Genomic DNA, 14832 nt, shown 5'->3' with positions numbered 1-14832 from the left:
TCAGCAGCCATGGCAATTATTCTCCTTGTCAATAGTGAGCAATTGTAAGATTAGACTACCTCTTCGAGAAAATCATAAATTTTGTCTAATTGTTCCAAGGTCACTAAACCGTACTGCCAGAGAATCATCGGTAAATGAATTTTATCAGATTGGATCGAGCGCTCGGCCATAGCGATCGATTCTTGGGGAAGGGACAATTCCTCTTGCAGAAATTGTCGGAATTGGGAATAGGCAATCGTTGACATAGGGGTATTTTTTTCCTCAATAGTACATCTCGTGATTTTAACAAAACACCACCTGATCGGTTTCAAGGACGGTTAGTCTAGCGAACGTTTTCTCTGTATCTAAGCTATCTCGATGATAGAGGATAGAGAGTGCTTTCCTAAAAATCGCCGGCTCTCTTAAGATAGTCCCGTTAGAGCGAGCAGAATTTTGTCTCTGTTTAATCTATAGCAAGTGTGAAGATTATTCAATCTATCATTTGATAGACTATGAAAATCTTAATCGATATGGTTAGATTTTAAACAGTATAAATGCCTAATAGCTTCTAAAAGCCATACTTATATTTCCGGACAAGGCACACTTTCCATAAGAAAGTTAAAACCATTTTCAAAAATTAAGGTCTTGAGATAGACTCAATCTTAATTTTATCTCCTTCTTTCACTCCTAATTCTTTGGCTCGACCCCCAGCTAGTTCGATCACTTGATTAACCATGGTATTTGGCCCATAGACAGGACAAGGATCCACAGCACAAGGGGGGACATTGAGCAAAACTGCTTTTACTATACCATCTTTTAGAAAAATCATGTCTAGAGGAATCGAGACATTTTTCATCCAAAACCGGGCTATCAGAGGTGGTGCAAAGGGAAATAGCATACCACGATTCTTCTCCAAAGACAAGCGATACATTAAACCCTTGGCCTGTTGTTCTGGGGTTTGAGCTACTTCTAATTCAATCATCTGACCATTAATATCTGCTTTGGCCGTGATCGGTAATATTTGCCCTTGATTCTCAGTTGTAATCTGAGCCATTGAACTATTATTACCATTGAGATTAGTCAATTGACAACTCAGCAGCAACAAACCTAAGAATAATATTAACTTAATCTTGAGCATAAAGGATTTTTTACCAGTCATCACCAATAGTTATCAATACTTAATTTTTCTAGTATAAGTGGAGAATTAAGCAGATAAGACCCTAACACAAAGTGGCGACGGCAAATATAAAGATAGTATTAAAAATATCTAGCATCGGGGTGAGCATCCTTCCTTGAGGAGAGGGGCGGCATAGCTAGAACATATATACTAGTAAAGTTCTCAAATTTATTTGCCGATTTTCTCCCTCAATTTTGCCCTAGTCCGGCTGCAGTCGATCGCCTTCGTAGGTTAAAATACCATTGATCTGTTGATCGATTATTGTAGGCTCAGGAGCAATCACCATGACCGCAGAAAGTATGTTATTTAATGGGCCGATCGTGGCGAGCGTTCTCGTCCTTGTCGGATTAGCTTGGGGTTTTCTCCTCCTCAAAATCCAAGGTGGAGAAGCGGAATAGCTTGTTTTTCGGTTCATGGTTACTTTATTAGTAATCATGAACTACTTTTCCCCTTCCAAAGTAATTAAGAGAAAATCAATAACTAAAATTTTATAGCTATACCTATGACCACTCCCACGATCGAGTTTTTTGTCGGTTTATCAGAAGAATTAAGCGGTGTTAGTCTCCGCAAAAATAAAAATACCGGGATTCGCAATGTCCTGATGACTTTTAAAACCCTGAAAGCGATCGAACGTTTCCAAAGTTTCACCACCCGTACCTACGGTGATCTCCGTCTCACCGATGAGGAAGGAGTGATTACAGTGATTCCCAACTCGACTAAATTTATTTTTGGAGGAGATGAAGGAGATGAAATTCAACGGGTAGAATGTGGTTTTGAAATCACCGATGAACACTGGGAGCGTTTTATGCGCTTTATGAATCGTTATGCAGCCGCTAACGGGATGGGGTATCAGGATAAGTGAGAAGACAGGAGTGGGAATTATGAATTATGAATTATGAATTATGAATTGGGGAGTGGGGAGTAGGGAGAATAAATAAAAATAATCTCCTGACTTCTGACTCCTGACTCCTGACTCCTGAGTTCTGATAGTTAAAAACCAGCTAAAATAAGGATAAATTTAGTCAATAAACCATGAAAATAGCGATTACTGGGGCGACGGGATTTGTGGGTAGTAGATTGGTGGTCAAACTCCATGATCGTGGCGATGACATCCTAATTTTGACGCGCAATGCCGATAAAGCCCGAAGAATTTACCCAAAGTCAATCTATCCTAAGATAGAGATTATCCCTTATACCGCCACAGAATCGGGGGATTGGCAAAAAGAGATTTCTGGATGTGACGCGGTGGTTAATCTAGCGGGAGAACCGATTTCGGAACGCTGGACCGGTGAAGTAAAACAGGCAATCGTCGCTAGTCGGCAAATCGGCACCGAGAAAATTGTCGAGGCGATCTCGCGTAGCGAGCGCGTTGCGACCGCACTTGCTGCCCAGAAACCGAAAGTTTTAATTAACTCCTCGGCGATCGGTTACTATGGAACCAGTGAAACCGCTAGTTTTGACGAAAACAGCCCTCCCGGTGGCGATTTTCTGGCAGATGTCTGTAAAAAGTGGGAAACGGCCGCCCAAAAAGTTAAAGATTACGGCACTCGTTTAGTCATTCTTCGCACTGGTATTGTTTTAGGCAATGGGGGTGCTTTAGGGAAAATGATCCCACCCTTCAAACTTTTTGCCGGCGGACCGATTGGCAGCGGTCGTCAGTGGTTTTCTTGGATTCATCGGGATGATTTAATTAATTTAATTATCTATTGTCTCGATCGCCCAGAAATTAGCGGCACTTTCAACGCTACTGCACCCAATCCCGTGCGGATGAAAGAATTCTGTCAGATTTTAGGGGAAGTAATGAAGCGTCCTTCTTGGTTGCCGGTGCCAGATTTTGCCCTCGAAATTCTCTTGGGAGAAGGAGCAAAAATCGTCTTAGAAGGTCAAGAAGTGCTGCCAAAAGCCACCCAAGCGATCGGTTTTGACTATCGCTATCCTAATCTAGAAGCGGCCTTAGAGGAAATTGTCCCGAAAATGTAGAAAGCTGATACACTAGCTGTACAAGTATTCTCAATCTATCTCAATGGAGCCAGAGGACTCCCGTTAAACCGCGTAGAATCGCCACCAGAATGAAACTAACGCGGTAGCGTTTCCACTTTCGGGGAGTTTTGGTTCTCGACGTATTTTTTTAGTTGTTCGACGGTAACGCCGCCACAACTAGCCACAAAATAAGCTCCCGTCCAAAAATAAGGTTTATTGTCGAAATACTTTGCCGCCAAATCCGGAAATTCTTTTCTAATTAAGCGACTACTAACTGTTTTAAGGTTAGCGATTAGTTTGGATAAAGCGATGTCAGGCTTGTAATCAATAATCAGGTGAACGTAATCCGATTCACCGTTGAAATCAAGCAACGCGCTTTCCCATTTCGTGAGCGTTGACGCAAAGATTTCTTTAAGTCGGGCTAAGATTTCATCGTTAATAGCTTTCCGCCGATATTTGATGACAAATACGACGTGAGCAGTAAGTTTGTAAACAGAGCGAAATCCATGATGGTAATCAGTTAACATATTAGGCGGTAAATGTTATAATCTGATTGTACATCACCCTCGCGAACGACAGTGATAACGCTTACCTACCAGTACAAACTAAAGGTAAACAGGCAACAGGAACAAAAGATCGTCCACATTCTCGATGTTTGTAAAAGCGTTTACAATTACGCACTCTCAGAACGGAAAGATTGGTTAAACTCTCGAAAGTGTCTTGCGGATCGTTGTTCGTTAGTTTCCGAGTACATAATTCCTGCGTATGAACCCTATCCTAATTACTTCGTTCAAGCTAAAAATCTAACGGAAGCTAAAAAAGTTTATCCGATATTAAAGACGGTTAACGCTCAAGTCTTACAGCAAGTCTTAAAAACTTTAGATAAGGCGTTTTCTGACATGAAATCGAAAGGCTTTGGCTTTCCTAGATTTAAGAAAAAGATGCGGAGTTTTGTTTTTCCTGCGCTGTCAAAAAACTTCTTAGGTGACGAATACTTAAATTTTCCACAATTGGGAAAAATTCGGATTAGGAAATCCAGAGAGTACCCGCCCTGGTTCGAGCCTAAACAAGCTTGAATTATCCGAAAAGCGTCGGGATTTTACGTTTCGGTTTCCTTCCAATCTCCGGAATTAGTTCCCGATATGACAGTTGGGAAAACCTGTTTAGGGATCGACGCGGGAATTGAAAGTTTTGTAGCTACTTCACGGGGAGATTTAATCAAAGCCCCTCGATTTTTGTTGAAAGTACAAAGTCAGCTTAAATTGCTACAAAGACGCTTGAAACATAAAGTCAAAGGCTCGAACAATTGGTTAAAACTTCAGGAGAAGATAGCAAGATTACATGAAAAAGTGTCTAACACTCGTAGAGATTGGCACTTTAAACTAGCTCATTATCTTTGTGATATCGCTGATAACATCTTCGTTGAAGATATTAACTTTGTTTCCTGGTCTAGAGGGATCGTTATAGCGGTGTGCAGTCGTATGAGGTACAGTATCACGAGCTATAAACCATGCTAGGCAAAGCTTGGTCTGTATCTCACTCAAGCGCTTACCGCTATAGAAAACAATCTCTGGATTCGGGCATCGGTAGTTTTATTAACGAGATACTACCATTTGTTGTTTGGAAACGGGGAAAATATTATCTTAAGGTCGATAAAAACGGAACTTCGCAAGAGTGTCCGAATTGCGGTGCGATTACTGGTAAAAAGTCGTTATCGGAAAGAGTTCACCGATGCGATTCCTGCGGTCACATCGAACCGAGAGATACGGCATCAGCAAAGGTAATCAAGAACCGAGGAAAAAACGCGGTCGGACTGACCGTGTTAGAAAACGCTTGCGGAGGCGGTCTGACGGGGGTCGTCCGGTTAAACCTGTTTGATCTAGTCAAGAGCCTATGAACCAAGAATCCCCCGCTACACCGCACGAGCGGTTAGCGGGGGAGAGTCAATTTTCGCTCCAGACGGGATGGGAGAATAAAGAGGCAGCCACTCTCACCCCGCGCAGTTGATTTAACAGGGGTAAATGGCCGACGGGAGCGCTTAAATCCCAGATAAATTCTTGGGGGTATTTTGTCCAATTATTGCCATTTTTCCAGCCAATTTTCGGCCAGAGTTTCGGGAAATCTTGTCCCACACCTATCCATAATTTGCGCTGCACCGACCAACCGAATTTCCCTTCCGAATGAACTAACCAAAGATTATCAATAGTCTGAATATCCACAGCGGGGAAAGCTTCTACTTCCGTAAAATAGACCCATTTCCTCTGTATTGCTCCTTCTCCTGCTAATTCACAGAGTTTTTGACGGGTGAGACTATCGGCAGCTTGAAAATCCTGTTTAGCCAATAATTCCTGTAAAAGTCGATAATCGATACCCTTAGCACTATCGAGGGGAACAATACCCGTGGGGAAATAATTAGCTAAAAACTCCTTGCTCTGAGCGCTATTATCTTGATAGAGCAACTGATAGGCCTTACCTGTCACCAGATTAACAGGAGTGGGCCGCAGGGCTAATAAAAAATCTCTCAACACAGTTAGGCCAGCTTCTCCGTCCCCAGCTAATTGTGTCAGAATCTGTAATTGATTTTTCGGCGACTCGGTGGCTAATTGACTCATCTTACGGGTAATATCCTCGCTCTGTTCTTCTACTAACACGCCATTCTGGTCAGTCATATCATCACTTTTAAGACCACTCCTTCAATACTATTACCACTATTTCGGGGTGGCTGCTCGATTTTTTCCTGACAAAAAAGGGATTTTTAGCGGGTCGTTGATCGTACACTGAAAGAGAGAACTATTTTGGTTATCTAGATCACCGACGGTCAAAATTCCCTTAACTGAATCGGGGATGCGCGGAGATTGTAACAAAAATTATCGATTTCTTGACAAAAAACACCGATCATGCTATCAACTGAACCTAAAATCAGCAATTCCGGACAAAAATATTTAGCCTATCAAGATTGTCTATCCCCGAATCAAACCCTGTTACCCCTGACGGCCAAGGTTAATAACCGCGATTGTCTAGAAATCGGTGGTTGCGATGTGACCACCCTAGTGGAACGTTTTGGTTCACCCTTGTATATTGTCGATGAAGTCACCCTCCGCACTGCCTGTCGTCAATATCTGCAAGGTTTCCAGACTCATTATCCCGGAGAATCTAGGGTAATTTATGCCTCGAAAGCGTGGAATTGCCTGGCCGTATCGGCCGTGGTCGCTAGTGAAGGATTAGGTTTTGATGTGGTGTCGGCCGGAGAAATTCACACGGTGTTAACCGCTTTAGACCAGATCAATAAAACTGATGTGCCGATATACTTTCATGGTAATAACAAATCGATCGCTGAGTTAGAATATGCGATTGAGCATAACTGCATTATTATCGTTGATAACTGGCTAGAGTTAGAAAATCTGGTTAAATTAGGCGAAAATCGTCCTGATAACCCTATTCCGATCCTATTGCGTTTAACCCCCGGCATCGAGTGCCACACCCACGAATATATTCGCACGGGTCACTTAGACAGTAAATTTGGTTTTGACCCCCATCAAATCGAAGCGGTATTTGACTATGTTTTAGCTCATCCGCAGCTGAATTGTCTGGGTTTACACGCTCATATCGGTTCCCAGATTTTTGAACGTCAACCCCACCAAGACTTAGCCGCTGTCTTAGCAGACTGGTTTAAATTAGGTTTAGAACGGGGTTTACCCCTAGAGCAATTAAACGTCGGTGGTGGTTTAGGGATTCGCTACCTCGAAAGTGATGACCCCCCAAGTATCGAGGAATGGGTGCAAGCAGTGTCCTTAGCAGTGGCCAAAGCTTGTCAGGAAAGAGGTATCGCTTATCCGCTGCTTATTGCCGAACCGGGACGCTCTCTGATTGCCACCGCTTGCGTAACGGCCTATACAGTGGGTAATCGCAAAGAAATCCCCGAAATCCGCACCTATATCGCCGTCGATGGCGGAATGTCCGATAATCCCCGACCGATTACCTATCAATCGGTTTACCGGGCCGTGGTCGCCAATAAAATGAGTCAAGAATGTCAGGAAGTAGTGACAATAGCTGGAAAACATTGTGAATCCGGCGATATTCTAATTAAGGATATTACGCTACCGAAAACCAACCCGGGGGATATTTTAGTGGTTTTAGCCACAGGAGCCTATAACTACAGTATGGCTTCTAATTACAACCGCTTACCCCGTCCGGCGGCGGTAATTGTCCACAACGGAGAAGCTAATCTGATCCTTGAACGGGAAAATCTGGCGGATCTGCTGCGTCAAGACCGCCTACCCACTCGACTCTCCTTAATATAAACCTCATCGCTATTGTCCCCCCATGTCGGGTTTTTTTCTGGACCCTCGCCGGTTATTGTCCTGGATTCTCAGCCATGGTCTGTCAGTCCTAGACTTTGGGTTAGTTCTGCTGCTTACCTATATGCTGCTGCTAATTATCGGCGAGCGGCGTACCTTTTGGATGGTACGAGGACTAATCTATTTAATGCTAGCCTCGGTGATTAGCGATGCCCTAGGATTGCGCTTGCTAGGGTTAGTCCTAGAAAAATTGATTTTGGGGGCAGCAGTGGCGATTGCTGTGATTTTTCAGTCGGAATTCCGCCGTTTTTTAGAATTATTGGGCAAAGGTCAAGTGTGGGAATTATTTAAAAAAAGTTCCCCCACTCCCAAGACCGATAATGTCATTGATGAGTTAGTGGACGCGGTGAAGGATCTATCTCAAAATCGCACCGGTGCGCTGATGGTATTAGAAACCAGTGGCAATCTCGACACCAGGGTGTTTGTCAATCCGGGGGTGACGCTAAATGGCGAAGTATCTAAGGAATTAATTCAAACTATTTTTCAAACTAAAACTTTACTGCACGATGGGGCCGTATTTATCCGCGGCGATCGAGTGGTGGCCGCTGGTGTTATTCTACCCCTATCGGAGCGCAGTACCTCTAGGCAATTAGGCACCCGTCATCGGGCAGCCATGGGCATTACCGAAAGGCTAGATAATTGTATCTGTATTGTGGTTTCTGAGGAAACCGGCTCGATTTCCCTCGCGTCGGGGGGTAATTTGGATCGGCCTTTAACCAGCAGTAAACTAAAAGAGCTGCTCGAAGCGAAGTTTTCTCCGTCGGGAGAGGGGGAAGTGGTCGCACCGAGTTGGGGACGTTTAGGGCGTACAATTGGCTTAAAAGGTCGTCTAATCTTAGAAAAGTTCTCCCGTTCGCCCAGCGCAACCCCCAAAGATAGAAAATGACTCTTAAACCGAGCTTATCACCAGAATTACCTACGGATTTAGATAAAAACCGTTTGCCTCAGCACGTCGCAGTGATTATGGATGGGAACGGTCGTTGGGCGAAAAATCGTGGTTTGCCGCGGATTATGGGCCATCAACGGGGAGTAGATGCGCTCAAAGACTTGCTGCGCTGTTGTCGTGACTGGGGTATTCCCGCTTTGACCGCTTATGCTTTTTCTACGGAAAATTGGGGTCGTCCCCTCGAGGAAGTAGAGTTTTTAATGACTCTATTCGAGCGGGTTTTGCGGCGCGAATTAGAGGAAATGATGCAGGAAAATGTTAAAATTCGCTTTATTGGTAATTTATCAGCCTTGCCAGAGTCTTTAAGACGGGAAATTGCTAAATCTCAAGCAGAAACTAGCAAAAATTCCGGTATTCAATTTACGGTAGCTACTAATTATGGTGGCCGAGAGGAGATCGTGCAAGCTTGTCAGGCGATCGCTCGTCAGGTGCAACAGGGTTTAATCTCCCCGGAAGCGATCGATGAATCTCTCTTTGAACAGTATCTTTATACTGCTGGGATTCCTAACCCAGACCTGTTAATTCGCAGTAGTGGTGAAATGCGAATTAGTAATTTTTTACTCTGGCAAATGGCCTACGCGGAAATCTACGTTACTGACACCCTCTGGCCCGATTTCGATCGAGTGCAATTTCACCTCGCTTTAAAAGATTATCAGGGTCGTCATCGTCGTTTTGGCAAATTATAAGGGCTGCAGCCCAAATTTAGCGAAATAGCCACTGTGGAGCAGTTAAAGGACAATTTTTGATTTTTCACTTTTTATCTTAAACTCCCTGGGGCAACGGTTAATACTCAATCCGTTAAGTATAGGTAACATATCAGGATAGGCAAAAGGCAAGAGGCAAGAGGCAAAAGGCGGAATAGATAATCGGTTTTTAATAACTGGATTTAGGATAAACCGCGAGGGGAGGCCGTTTGTGATCCTCTCAATTTCCCCAATACGGTAATCCGTAAATCGGCCAGAGCTAGACTTTTTCCCCGACTAAAATAAAATAGGGGGAAGAATAACTATCGACGATAAGCAGTTTTAAGATTATGGGATTCTTTGACTCAGAAGTGGTTCAACAGGAAGCTAGACAGCTATTTGAGGATTACCAGTCCCTCACACAACTGGGCAGCGAGTACGGGAAATTCGATCGAGAGGGTAAAATCATCTTTATCGATAGGATGGAGGAGTTAATGGAACGCTACAAGATATTTATGAAGCGTTTTGAGTTATCTGAGGATTTCTCCGCCCAAATGACCGTAGAACAGCTAAAAACCCAACTAGGTCAATTTGGTATGACTCCGCAAATGATGTTCGACCAAATGCAGCAAACCCTTGAGCGGATGAAGGCAGAAATTCGCTAAAATTGCCGATATTTATCGGGTATTGGCTGTCTTTTACCCGATAATGGCCTCTCCAGTTTACCGCTCGGAAAATTGGGGTTTCTGCGGTTTTTCGAGAACAATGATCTAATAATTTTAAGTAGGTTAGCTGATGAACTCCAGGCCAGATTCACAAGAAAATATTGAGCCACCTCAGTATAGTGAAAAAACTAACCGCATTCAGGCGATCAGTCAACTGATTAAGGCGATCACCCCGTTAATTTGGGCTATAGTTGTTCTAGTGGTTATTGTGCCTCTTTTAGGGAAAATTTGGCTAGGAACTGCCAGCAATGAACCGTTAAAAACTAAGGTTGCTACTGAAACTACCCTAGAGATTCCCGTCACTATACCCCAAAAATCGAACAGTAAAATCGATCAAAAAATTAGCCAAGCTTTACAGACAGCGAGAGCAAATTCTCAAACCTTTGCCCTAGGAGAAATTGAGGGATGGGTGAAGGAGTTGATGACACGAGTAGATCAGGGTTTTCTGCCTTGGTATTTTAACTATTTCAATCAAAAACAATTTGAGGGTAAGGCCTTTTTAAGCGGATTATACTCCTCGATCGCTCACTGGGTCAATACAGATAATCCACCCCCGGAACAGGTGGTGGCAGAAAATTTGACCAAAACTATTCAAACCGAGTTTACTAAACGGGTAATTCGTCCCCAAGAGGCCCAATTACGTCTAGAGAGAATTACTAGGGATGCCGTTAATTTATATGTCAGTAATTTAAGCAATGAATTAGAGAATATTCAGGCCAGTTATCAAATTCCCCAAGGCAAATGGGACCGTTATCTTAGCGATATAGCCATAACAATTCAAGATACCGAGGGCAATATTTCTAACACATCAATTAAACTTTTAGTCGGTGGTGCCACTGCTTTAGGAGTTAAATCTCTGATCCCAGTGATGAAAGTGGGCAGCACAGTTTATTTGTCCCTAGCGGGAAAAACGGGGGCGAAAATTGCCACTAAAACCGGTGGAGCAGTAGCGAGTAGTTTTGGGGCAGAATTAATCGATCCAATCGTGGGAATTGGTTTGATAGTTTGGGATTTATGGGACTATCAGCACACGGTAAACATTGAAAAACCGATTCTGCGGGATGCCATTTTTAATTATTTACAAGAAGTCAAATACGATCTAGTCAATAATCATCAAGGTAGCGTCCTTTCCTCTATTTATCAAATTGAAACAAGTGTCAATAAATCCCTGAGCAGAACCTAAATAAAATCATCGAATTCTAACTGCGCCATCGTAAAATCTGTGCTTTAACGGGGTTGACAAAATCCCGTTTTTCTGCTTGAGATTTCTCGTATTCTTGCTTAAGGCGATAATACCATTTGGCCTGGGTATCGGCATCATCAATTAACATCAAAGCCGGATGATAACTAAGTCCTTCCTGTTGTTTAATCACCACATCGCGATCCTGTTTGAGGAATTGTAGAGTTAAATAACGCAAAAGAGGGGTTAAAAATGCCAACCAAGGAATCGTATAGTATAAACTTTGATGGACTTCGCAGTGATTTTCATCGATGGGAGTAATTGCCGTAAAAGCACAGGCCAAATAGCGATCGCCTCGTAGTATTTCTGTACGCACCGAGGGCAATTCAAAAACAATTTCAATCGATACCTTATTACCCAAAATTTTATAAGGTTTCGCACTGACGGGCATATCATAGGGAGCAAGACGAAAACCGAGGGGAACAGGTTCGTATTGTTTTTCCTTGACCCGAAATTTGCGCGGACCGCTGCGCCACCACCAAGAAGTATGAACGTAGGGACCGTGGGCCGGATCCATCAATCCCACCACTGCATGGTCAATATTGCAGTCAAAAGTGATAGTTTCGGCTACTTTGGGGGTAAGTTTGCCAAAAGCGCTAATAGTCGGCACAGGAGGCAGATTTTCTTGATTAATTTCTCTTTTTGAGTCTGCTGGAATAAACACCCAGATATGACCTTGTATTTCGCGACAGGGATAACTGGTGACGCAAATTCTGCTAATATCAAGGCGATCGTGTTCGGTCAATGAGGGGATCTCAGAACAAACGCCATCGCTAGTGTTAAATTTCCAGCCATGATAGCAACAGTACACCCCATCCCCTTCAATCCAGCCATGGTGCAGCGGAATGCCACGATGGGGGCAAATATCCCGCAATGCGAACACTTCTCCATCCTCTCTCCTACCGACAACAATCGGTTCACCTAGCATTTTTTTGGCCATTAGCTGACCGGGTTTCAGTTTATTTGCCGGTGTGGCCACATACCAAAAGTCGCGCAGTAAGCTAGTCATAGGGTTTCTCTGGAGAGCTTCGATCCTTCATCCTATCATTAGAAATCAAGATTATACCTTATGGACGTAACTGGATTCGAACCAGTGACCCCATCGATGTCAACGATGTACTCTAACCAACTGAGCTATACGTCCGCACGAATTGTTATCATAACACGATTGCTCCTAATTAGGCAAGCCCCTAGGCAGTAAATTGATAGCCAATTAACTTATAAATTAACTTGGCAGTGGTAAATTCCGAAACCACCGAATCACTAATCGGGGCCAATTCCATCACATCGCAGCCAATCACCTGATGAGTTTGGAAAAGACGACGGAGAAAGCCTAGGGTTTGATGCCAACTTAACCCCCCCGGTTCAGGTGTTCCCACCCCCGGAATTAAAGCCGGATCTATGCCATCCACGTCTATGGTTAAAAATACCTTCTCGGTGGTGATTTTGGCGATCGCTTTTTCGATCCAATTCGGATCACCGGCGATATCTCGATCCCAAACCACGGGAATCTGCTGTTTAGCGATTAATTCCGCTTCTTCCCGACAAATAGCCCGAATTCCCACGGGTAAGGTCAGTAAACCCATTTCTAACACCCGACGCATCACGCAGGCGTGGTTATGGTGGGAGCCTTCGTACTCAAAACGCATATCGCCATGGGCATCAATTTGAACCACGGTAAAGGGTTCCGATAAAGCCTGTCGGTAAGCTTGTACTACTCCCGTAGTGATAGCGTGTTCACCCCCGACGGCGACGACAAATTTATCATCGGCAATTAGACGGGAAACTGTAGCTGTGGTGACGGCTAACATCTCCTCGGCGGACAATTGCGGTTGTTGACGGGTATCGGCGATCGCATCATGGGTATAGATGCCCACTTCTAAACAGGTTTCCCTCTTGAGTTCCTCGTCATAGGCTTCCAATTGTTGGGAAGCGGTAATCACCGCCGCCGGCCCGGTTTCACAACCCTTGCGATAGGTGGTGGTGGCCTCGTAGGGAATCGGCAGGATTACGGCCTTAGCTGTGGCGTAAGTGGCGATCGCTTCACTCCCTAAAAACTGTTCCCTACCGGTGGCGCAAGACAATAACATGGGCAAATCACAGAAAATTTTAGTCCAATCTTCCATTATAAATATTTTGACTATTTTTGTCTATCTCAACTGACCCCAAACGTATCTACTACAATAGCCGAAAAACCTTATCCATCAATGGATACATCCCTTAACTTTTTTTGCTGTACCCATGTTTAATGAACTACGCTAATCCGCTTCGCGCTCGATTAGCGTTTCCAAGACTAATCTCACAGATTTTGCGCTTCTGACGCTTCTCGCGGTAAACTTGCCATTCGAGTCCTGACGGCTCTACTAGGTAGCGGTTCTACCATCTGCATCTAACGACGCTAGTTCCTAACGCCGTGGCTAAATATTTAGTTTTAGCCAGAAATATCTAAGGGGACAAAACCTACTGTTAGACGCTGATTCTGGTATCAGGATACTGCCGTTAGCTGTATCTATTAGAGCATCAATTTTGTTTTGAGGGATAAAAAAGAGCTAATCTGGAAGAAGTTATCCAACTTCAGACAAAAAAATGCCGAAGAAAAAATATATTGTAGATCTAACAGACTCCGAAAGAACTGAACTCGAGCAGCTAACCAAGAAAGGAAAAATAGCAGCGTACAAAATGAACCATGCCAGAATACTACTTTTAGCAGACGTCAATCAACAGGAAGGTGGTTGGACTGACTCGAAAATTAGTGAAGCCTTAAATGTTGCTCAAGCCACCATTGAGAGAGTACGAAAAAGATTTGTCGAGTCAGGAATTGAATCATCATTAACTCGAAAAAAGCAAGAACATCGCCGTGCCAAAATTATCGATGGGGAAAAGGAAGCATATCTGATTGCCATCGCTTGTAGTGAAACACCAACGGGACGAGCAAAATGGACACTTCAAATGCTGGCAGATAAAATGGTCGAACTTGAATATGTGGAAAAAATATCACGAGAAACCATCAGAAAAACCTTAAAAAAAATGAATTGAAACCATGGCTGAATCAATCATGGGTCATTCCCCCAAAAGAATCAGCGGAGTTTGTCTGTGCCATGGAAGATGTCTTGGATATTTATCATAGTGAGTATGACCAGCAAAATCCCTGGCTGTGTTTTGATGAGAGTTGTAAACAATTAGTCAAAGAAACAAAAGAGAAAATACCAGCCGAACCGAGAGAACCAGAAAGGTATGACTATCAATATGAGCGTAATGGTGTAGCGAATATGTTTATGTTTTTTGAACCATTACAAGGTTGGCGACATGTAGAAGTTACACAACAAAGGACGGCGAGCGATTATGCACACCAAATGAAATATTTGGTTGATGAGCATTATCCGGATGCCCAGAAAATTAGAGTAATTCAAGATAACTTAAATACTCATGTAAAAGCCTCATTATATAGCGGTGTGCAGTCGTATGAGGTACAGTTTCACGAGCTATAAACCATGCTAGGCAAAGCTTGGTCTGTATCTCACTCAAGCGCTTACCGCTATAACATATAATTAATTTGCAAGAGTTCTATTGTTCAGGCGACTCAAAGGGAGAAAAGAGCTTTAAAGGGTCAAGATAAGATAGCTTTGAGAGTGGGCAAGGTTCTTAATCAGTTTCAAGTCAATAAATACTATAACTTAGAGATAACAGAAGAAGGTTTTTCCTATCAACGGAAGCTGGAATTAATCGCTCAAGAAACGGCCTTGA

The 14832-nt window shown here is 43.4% G+C and carries 15 protein-coding genes, 1 tRNA gene and 2 pseudogenes; 10 read left to right on the top strand and 8 right to left on the bottom strand.

Annotation, left to right across the window (positions count from 1 at the left end):
- Positions 1 to 50: 50 nt before the first annotated feature.
- Both N0824_RS05290 and N0824_RS05285 read right to left on the bottom strand, forming a co-directional pair.
- Entirely contained in the window at positions 51 to 245 is a 195-nt protein-coding gene (locus N0824_RS05290; RefSeq protein ID WP_002732568.1) for a DUF2949 domain-containing protein, read from the bottom strand.
- A gap of 371 nt (positions 246 to 616) precedes the next feature.
- Positions 617 to 1138, bottom strand: a complete 522-nt coding sequence (locus N0824_RS05285) for a DUF192 domain-containing protein (protein WP_108935980.1) — start codon at positions 1136 to 1138, stop codon at positions 617 to 619.
- Positions 1139 to 1440: 302 nt separating this feature from the next.
- Here N0824_RS05285 and N0824_RS05280 point away from each other — a divergent pair, with 302 nt between their 5' ends.
- The 3 genes from N0824_RS05280 to N0824_RS05270 all read left to right on the top strand — a co-directional run bounded on the left by N0824_RS05280 (position 1441) and on the right by N0824_RS05270 (position 3136).
- On the top strand, positions 1441 to 1554 hold the full coding sequence (locus N0824_RS05280) for a PetM family cytochrome b6-f complex subunit 7 (RefSeq protein ID WP_043995981.1): 114 nt from the start codon (positions 1441 to 1443) through the stop codon (positions 1552 to 1554).
- Between the two features lie 104 nt (positions 1555 to 1658).
- Complete coding sequence (gene psb28, locus N0824_RS05275; RefSeq protein WP_002753287.1) at positions 1659 to 2018, top strand: photosystem II reaction center protein Psb28; 360 nt, start codon at positions 1659 to 1661, stop codon at positions 2016 to 2018.
- A 170-nt stretch (positions 2019 to 2188) separates the two neighbouring features.
- The gene (locus N0824_RS05270) at positions 2189 to 3136 is read left to right on the top strand and encodes a TIGR01777 family oxidoreductase (RefSeq protein WP_108935979.1); all 948 of its coding nucleotides are present in this window, start codon (positions 2189 to 2191) and stop codon (positions 3134 to 3136) included.
- Positions 3137 to 3231: 95 nt separating this feature from the next.
- Here N0824_RS05270 and tnpA read toward each other — a convergent pair whose 3' ends face one another.
- Positions 3232 to 3663, bottom strand: a complete 432-nt coding sequence (gene tnpA / locus N0824_RS05265) for an IS200/IS605 family transposase (RefSeq protein ID WP_108935978.1) — start codon at positions 3661 to 3663, stop codon at positions 3232 to 3234.
- Positions 3664 to 3714: 51 nt separating this feature from the next.
- Here tnpA and N0824_RS21220 point away from each other — a divergent pair.
- Positions 3715 to 5033: pseudogene (locus tag N0824_RS21220) on the top strand (RNA-guided endonuclease InsQ/TnpB family protein).
- Positions 5034 to 5079: 46 nt separating this feature from the next.
- On the opposite strand, the gene N0824_RS05250 reads toward N0824_RS21220, so the two are convergent.
- Both N0824_RS05250 and N0824_RS20665 read right to left on the bottom strand, forming a co-directional pair.
- Positions 5080 to 5805, bottom strand: a complete 726-nt coding sequence (locus tag N0824_RS05250; protein ID WP_108935976.1) for a GUN4 domain-containing protein — start codon at positions 5803 to 5805, stop codon at positions 5080 to 5082.
- A gap of 39 nt (positions 5806 to 5844) precedes the next feature.
- Positions 5845 to 6000: a hypothetical protein gene (locus N0824_RS20665; protein WP_158269539.1), complete on the bottom strand. Its 156-nt coding sequence runs from the start codon at positions 5998 to 6000 to the stop codon at positions 5845 to 5847.
- 33 nt (positions 6001 to 6033) lie between these two features.
- Between N0824_RS20665 and lysA the strand changes: the two genes are divergently transcribed.
- From lysA to N0824_RS05225, 5 genes are all read left to right on the top strand, one after another.
- A complete protein-coding gene (gene lysA / locus N0824_RS05245) occupies positions 6034 to 7437 on the top strand; it encodes a diaminopimelate decarboxylase (RefSeq protein WP_108935975.1) in 1404 nt (467 codons plus the stop codon).
- Positions 7438 to 7459: 22 nt separating this feature from the next.
- Positions 7460 to 8380: a diadenylate cyclase CdaA gene (cdaA, locus tag N0824_RS05240; RefSeq protein WP_108935974.1), complete on the top strand. Its 921-nt coding sequence runs from the start codon at positions 7460 to 7462 to the stop codon at positions 8378 to 8380.
- Positions 8377 to 9126: a polyprenyl diphosphate synthase gene (gene uppS, locus N0824_RS05235; RefSeq protein WP_108935973.1), complete on the top strand. Its 750-nt coding sequence runs from the start codon at positions 8377 to 8379 to the stop codon at positions 9124 to 9126. Before cdaA ends, uppS begins: the two co-directional genes overlap by 4 nt.
- Positions 9127 to 9473: 347 nt before the next feature.
- A complete protein-coding gene (locus N0824_RS05230; RefSeq protein WP_002738222.1) occupies positions 9474 to 9788 on the top strand; it encodes a DUF1825 family protein in 315 nt (104 codons plus the stop codon).
- Between the two features lie 130 nt (positions 9789 to 9918).
- Complete coding sequence (locus N0824_RS05225; RefSeq protein WP_108935972.1) at positions 9919 to 11031, top strand: hypothetical protein; 1113 nt, start codon at positions 9919 to 9921, stop codon at positions 11029 to 11031.
- Between the two features lie 16 nt (positions 11032 to 11047).
- Here N0824_RS05225 and N0824_RS05220 read toward each other — a convergent pair whose 3' ends face one another.
- From N0824_RS05220 to speB, 3 genes are all read right to left on the bottom strand, one after another.
- Positions 11048 to 12097 (bottom strand): aromatic ring-hydroxylating dioxygenase subunit alpha, encoded by a 1050-nt coding sequence (locus N0824_RS05220; protein ID WP_108935971.1) that lies wholly within the window; start codon positions 12095 to 12097, stop codon positions 11048 to 11050.
- A gap of 61 nt (positions 12098 to 12158) precedes the next feature.
- Positions 12159 to 12232: transfer RNA gene (locus N0824_RS05215), tRNA-Val, on the bottom strand.
- A gap of 46 nt (positions 12233 to 12278) precedes the next feature.
- Positions 12279 to 13178 (bottom strand): agmatinase, encoded by a 900-nt coding sequence (gene speB / locus N0824_RS05210; RefSeq protein ID WP_108936058.1) that lies wholly within the window; start codon positions 13176 to 13178, stop codon positions 12279 to 12281.
- A 496-nt stretch (positions 13179 to 13674) separates the two neighbouring features.
- Between speB and N0824_RS05205 the strand changes: the two are divergent.
- Positions 13675 to 14561, top strand: a pseudogene (locus N0824_RS05205) (IS630 family transposase); the annotation flags it as partial.
- Between the last annotated feature and the right edge of the window lie 271 nt (positions 14562 to 14832).

It is taken from the genome of Microcystis sp. 0824, assembly GCF_003112475.1.
GTDB classification, from domain to species: Bacteria; Cyanobacteriota; Cyanobacteriia; order Cyanobacteriales; family Microcystaceae; genus Microcystis; species Microcystis aeruginosa_C.
Note: the sequence above shows the minus strand (reverse complement) of the source record. Positions and strands in the feature narration are given on the sequence as shown.

Coding starts and splice junctions, on each gene's coding strand:
- tnpA (WP_108935978.1), bottom strand. CDS start 3,663: ATGTTAACTGATTACCATCATGGATTTCGCTCTGTTTACAAACTTACT.
- lysA (WP_108935975.1), top strand. CDS start 6,034: ATGCTATCAACTGAACCTAAAATCAGCAATTCCGGACAAAAATATTTA.
- N0824_RS05250 (WP_108935976.1), bottom strand. CDS start 5,805: ATGACTGACCAGAATGGCGTGTTAGTAGAAGAACAGAGCGAGGATATT.
- N0824_RS05230 (WP_002738222.1), top strand. CDS start 9,474: ATGGGATTCTTTGACTCAGAAGTGGTTCAACAGGAAGCTAGACAGCTA.
- uppS (WP_108935973.1), top strand. CDS start 8,377: ATGACTCTTAAACCGAGCTTATCACCAGAATTACCTACGGATTTAGAT.
- speB (WP_108936058.1), bottom strand. CDS start 13,178: ATGTTATTGTCTTGCGCCACCGGTAGGGAACAGTTTTTAGGGAGTGAA.
- psb28 (WP_002753287.1), top strand. CDS start 1,659: ATGACCACTCCCACGATCGAGTTTTTTGTCGGTTTATCAGAAGAATTA.
- N0824_RS05220 (WP_108935971.1), bottom strand. CDS start 12,097: ATGACTAGCTTACTGCGCGACTTTTGGTATGTGGCCACACCGGCAAAT.
- N0824_RS05280 (WP_043995981.1), top strand. CDS start 1,441: ATGACCGCAGAAAGTATGTTATTTAATGGGCCGATCGTGGCGAGCGTT.
- N0824_RS05225 (WP_108935972.1), top strand. CDS start 9,919: ATGAACTCCAGGCCAGATTCACAAGAAAATATTGAGCCACCTCAGTAT.
- N0824_RS05290 (WP_002732568.1), bottom strand. CDS start 245: ATGTCAACGATTGCCTATTCCCAATTCCGACAATTTCTGCAAGAGGAA.
- N0824_RS05270 (WP_108935979.1), top strand. CDS start 2,189: ATGAAAATAGCGATTACTGGGGCGACGGGATTTGTGGGTAGTAGATTG.
- N0824_RS05285 (WP_108935980.1), bottom strand. CDS start 1,138: ATGACTGGTAAAAAATCCTTTATGCTCAAGATTAAGTTAATATTATTC.
- cdaA (WP_108935974.1), top strand. CDS start 7,460: ATGTCGGGTTTTTTTCTGGACCCTCGCCGGTTATTGTCCTGGATTCTC.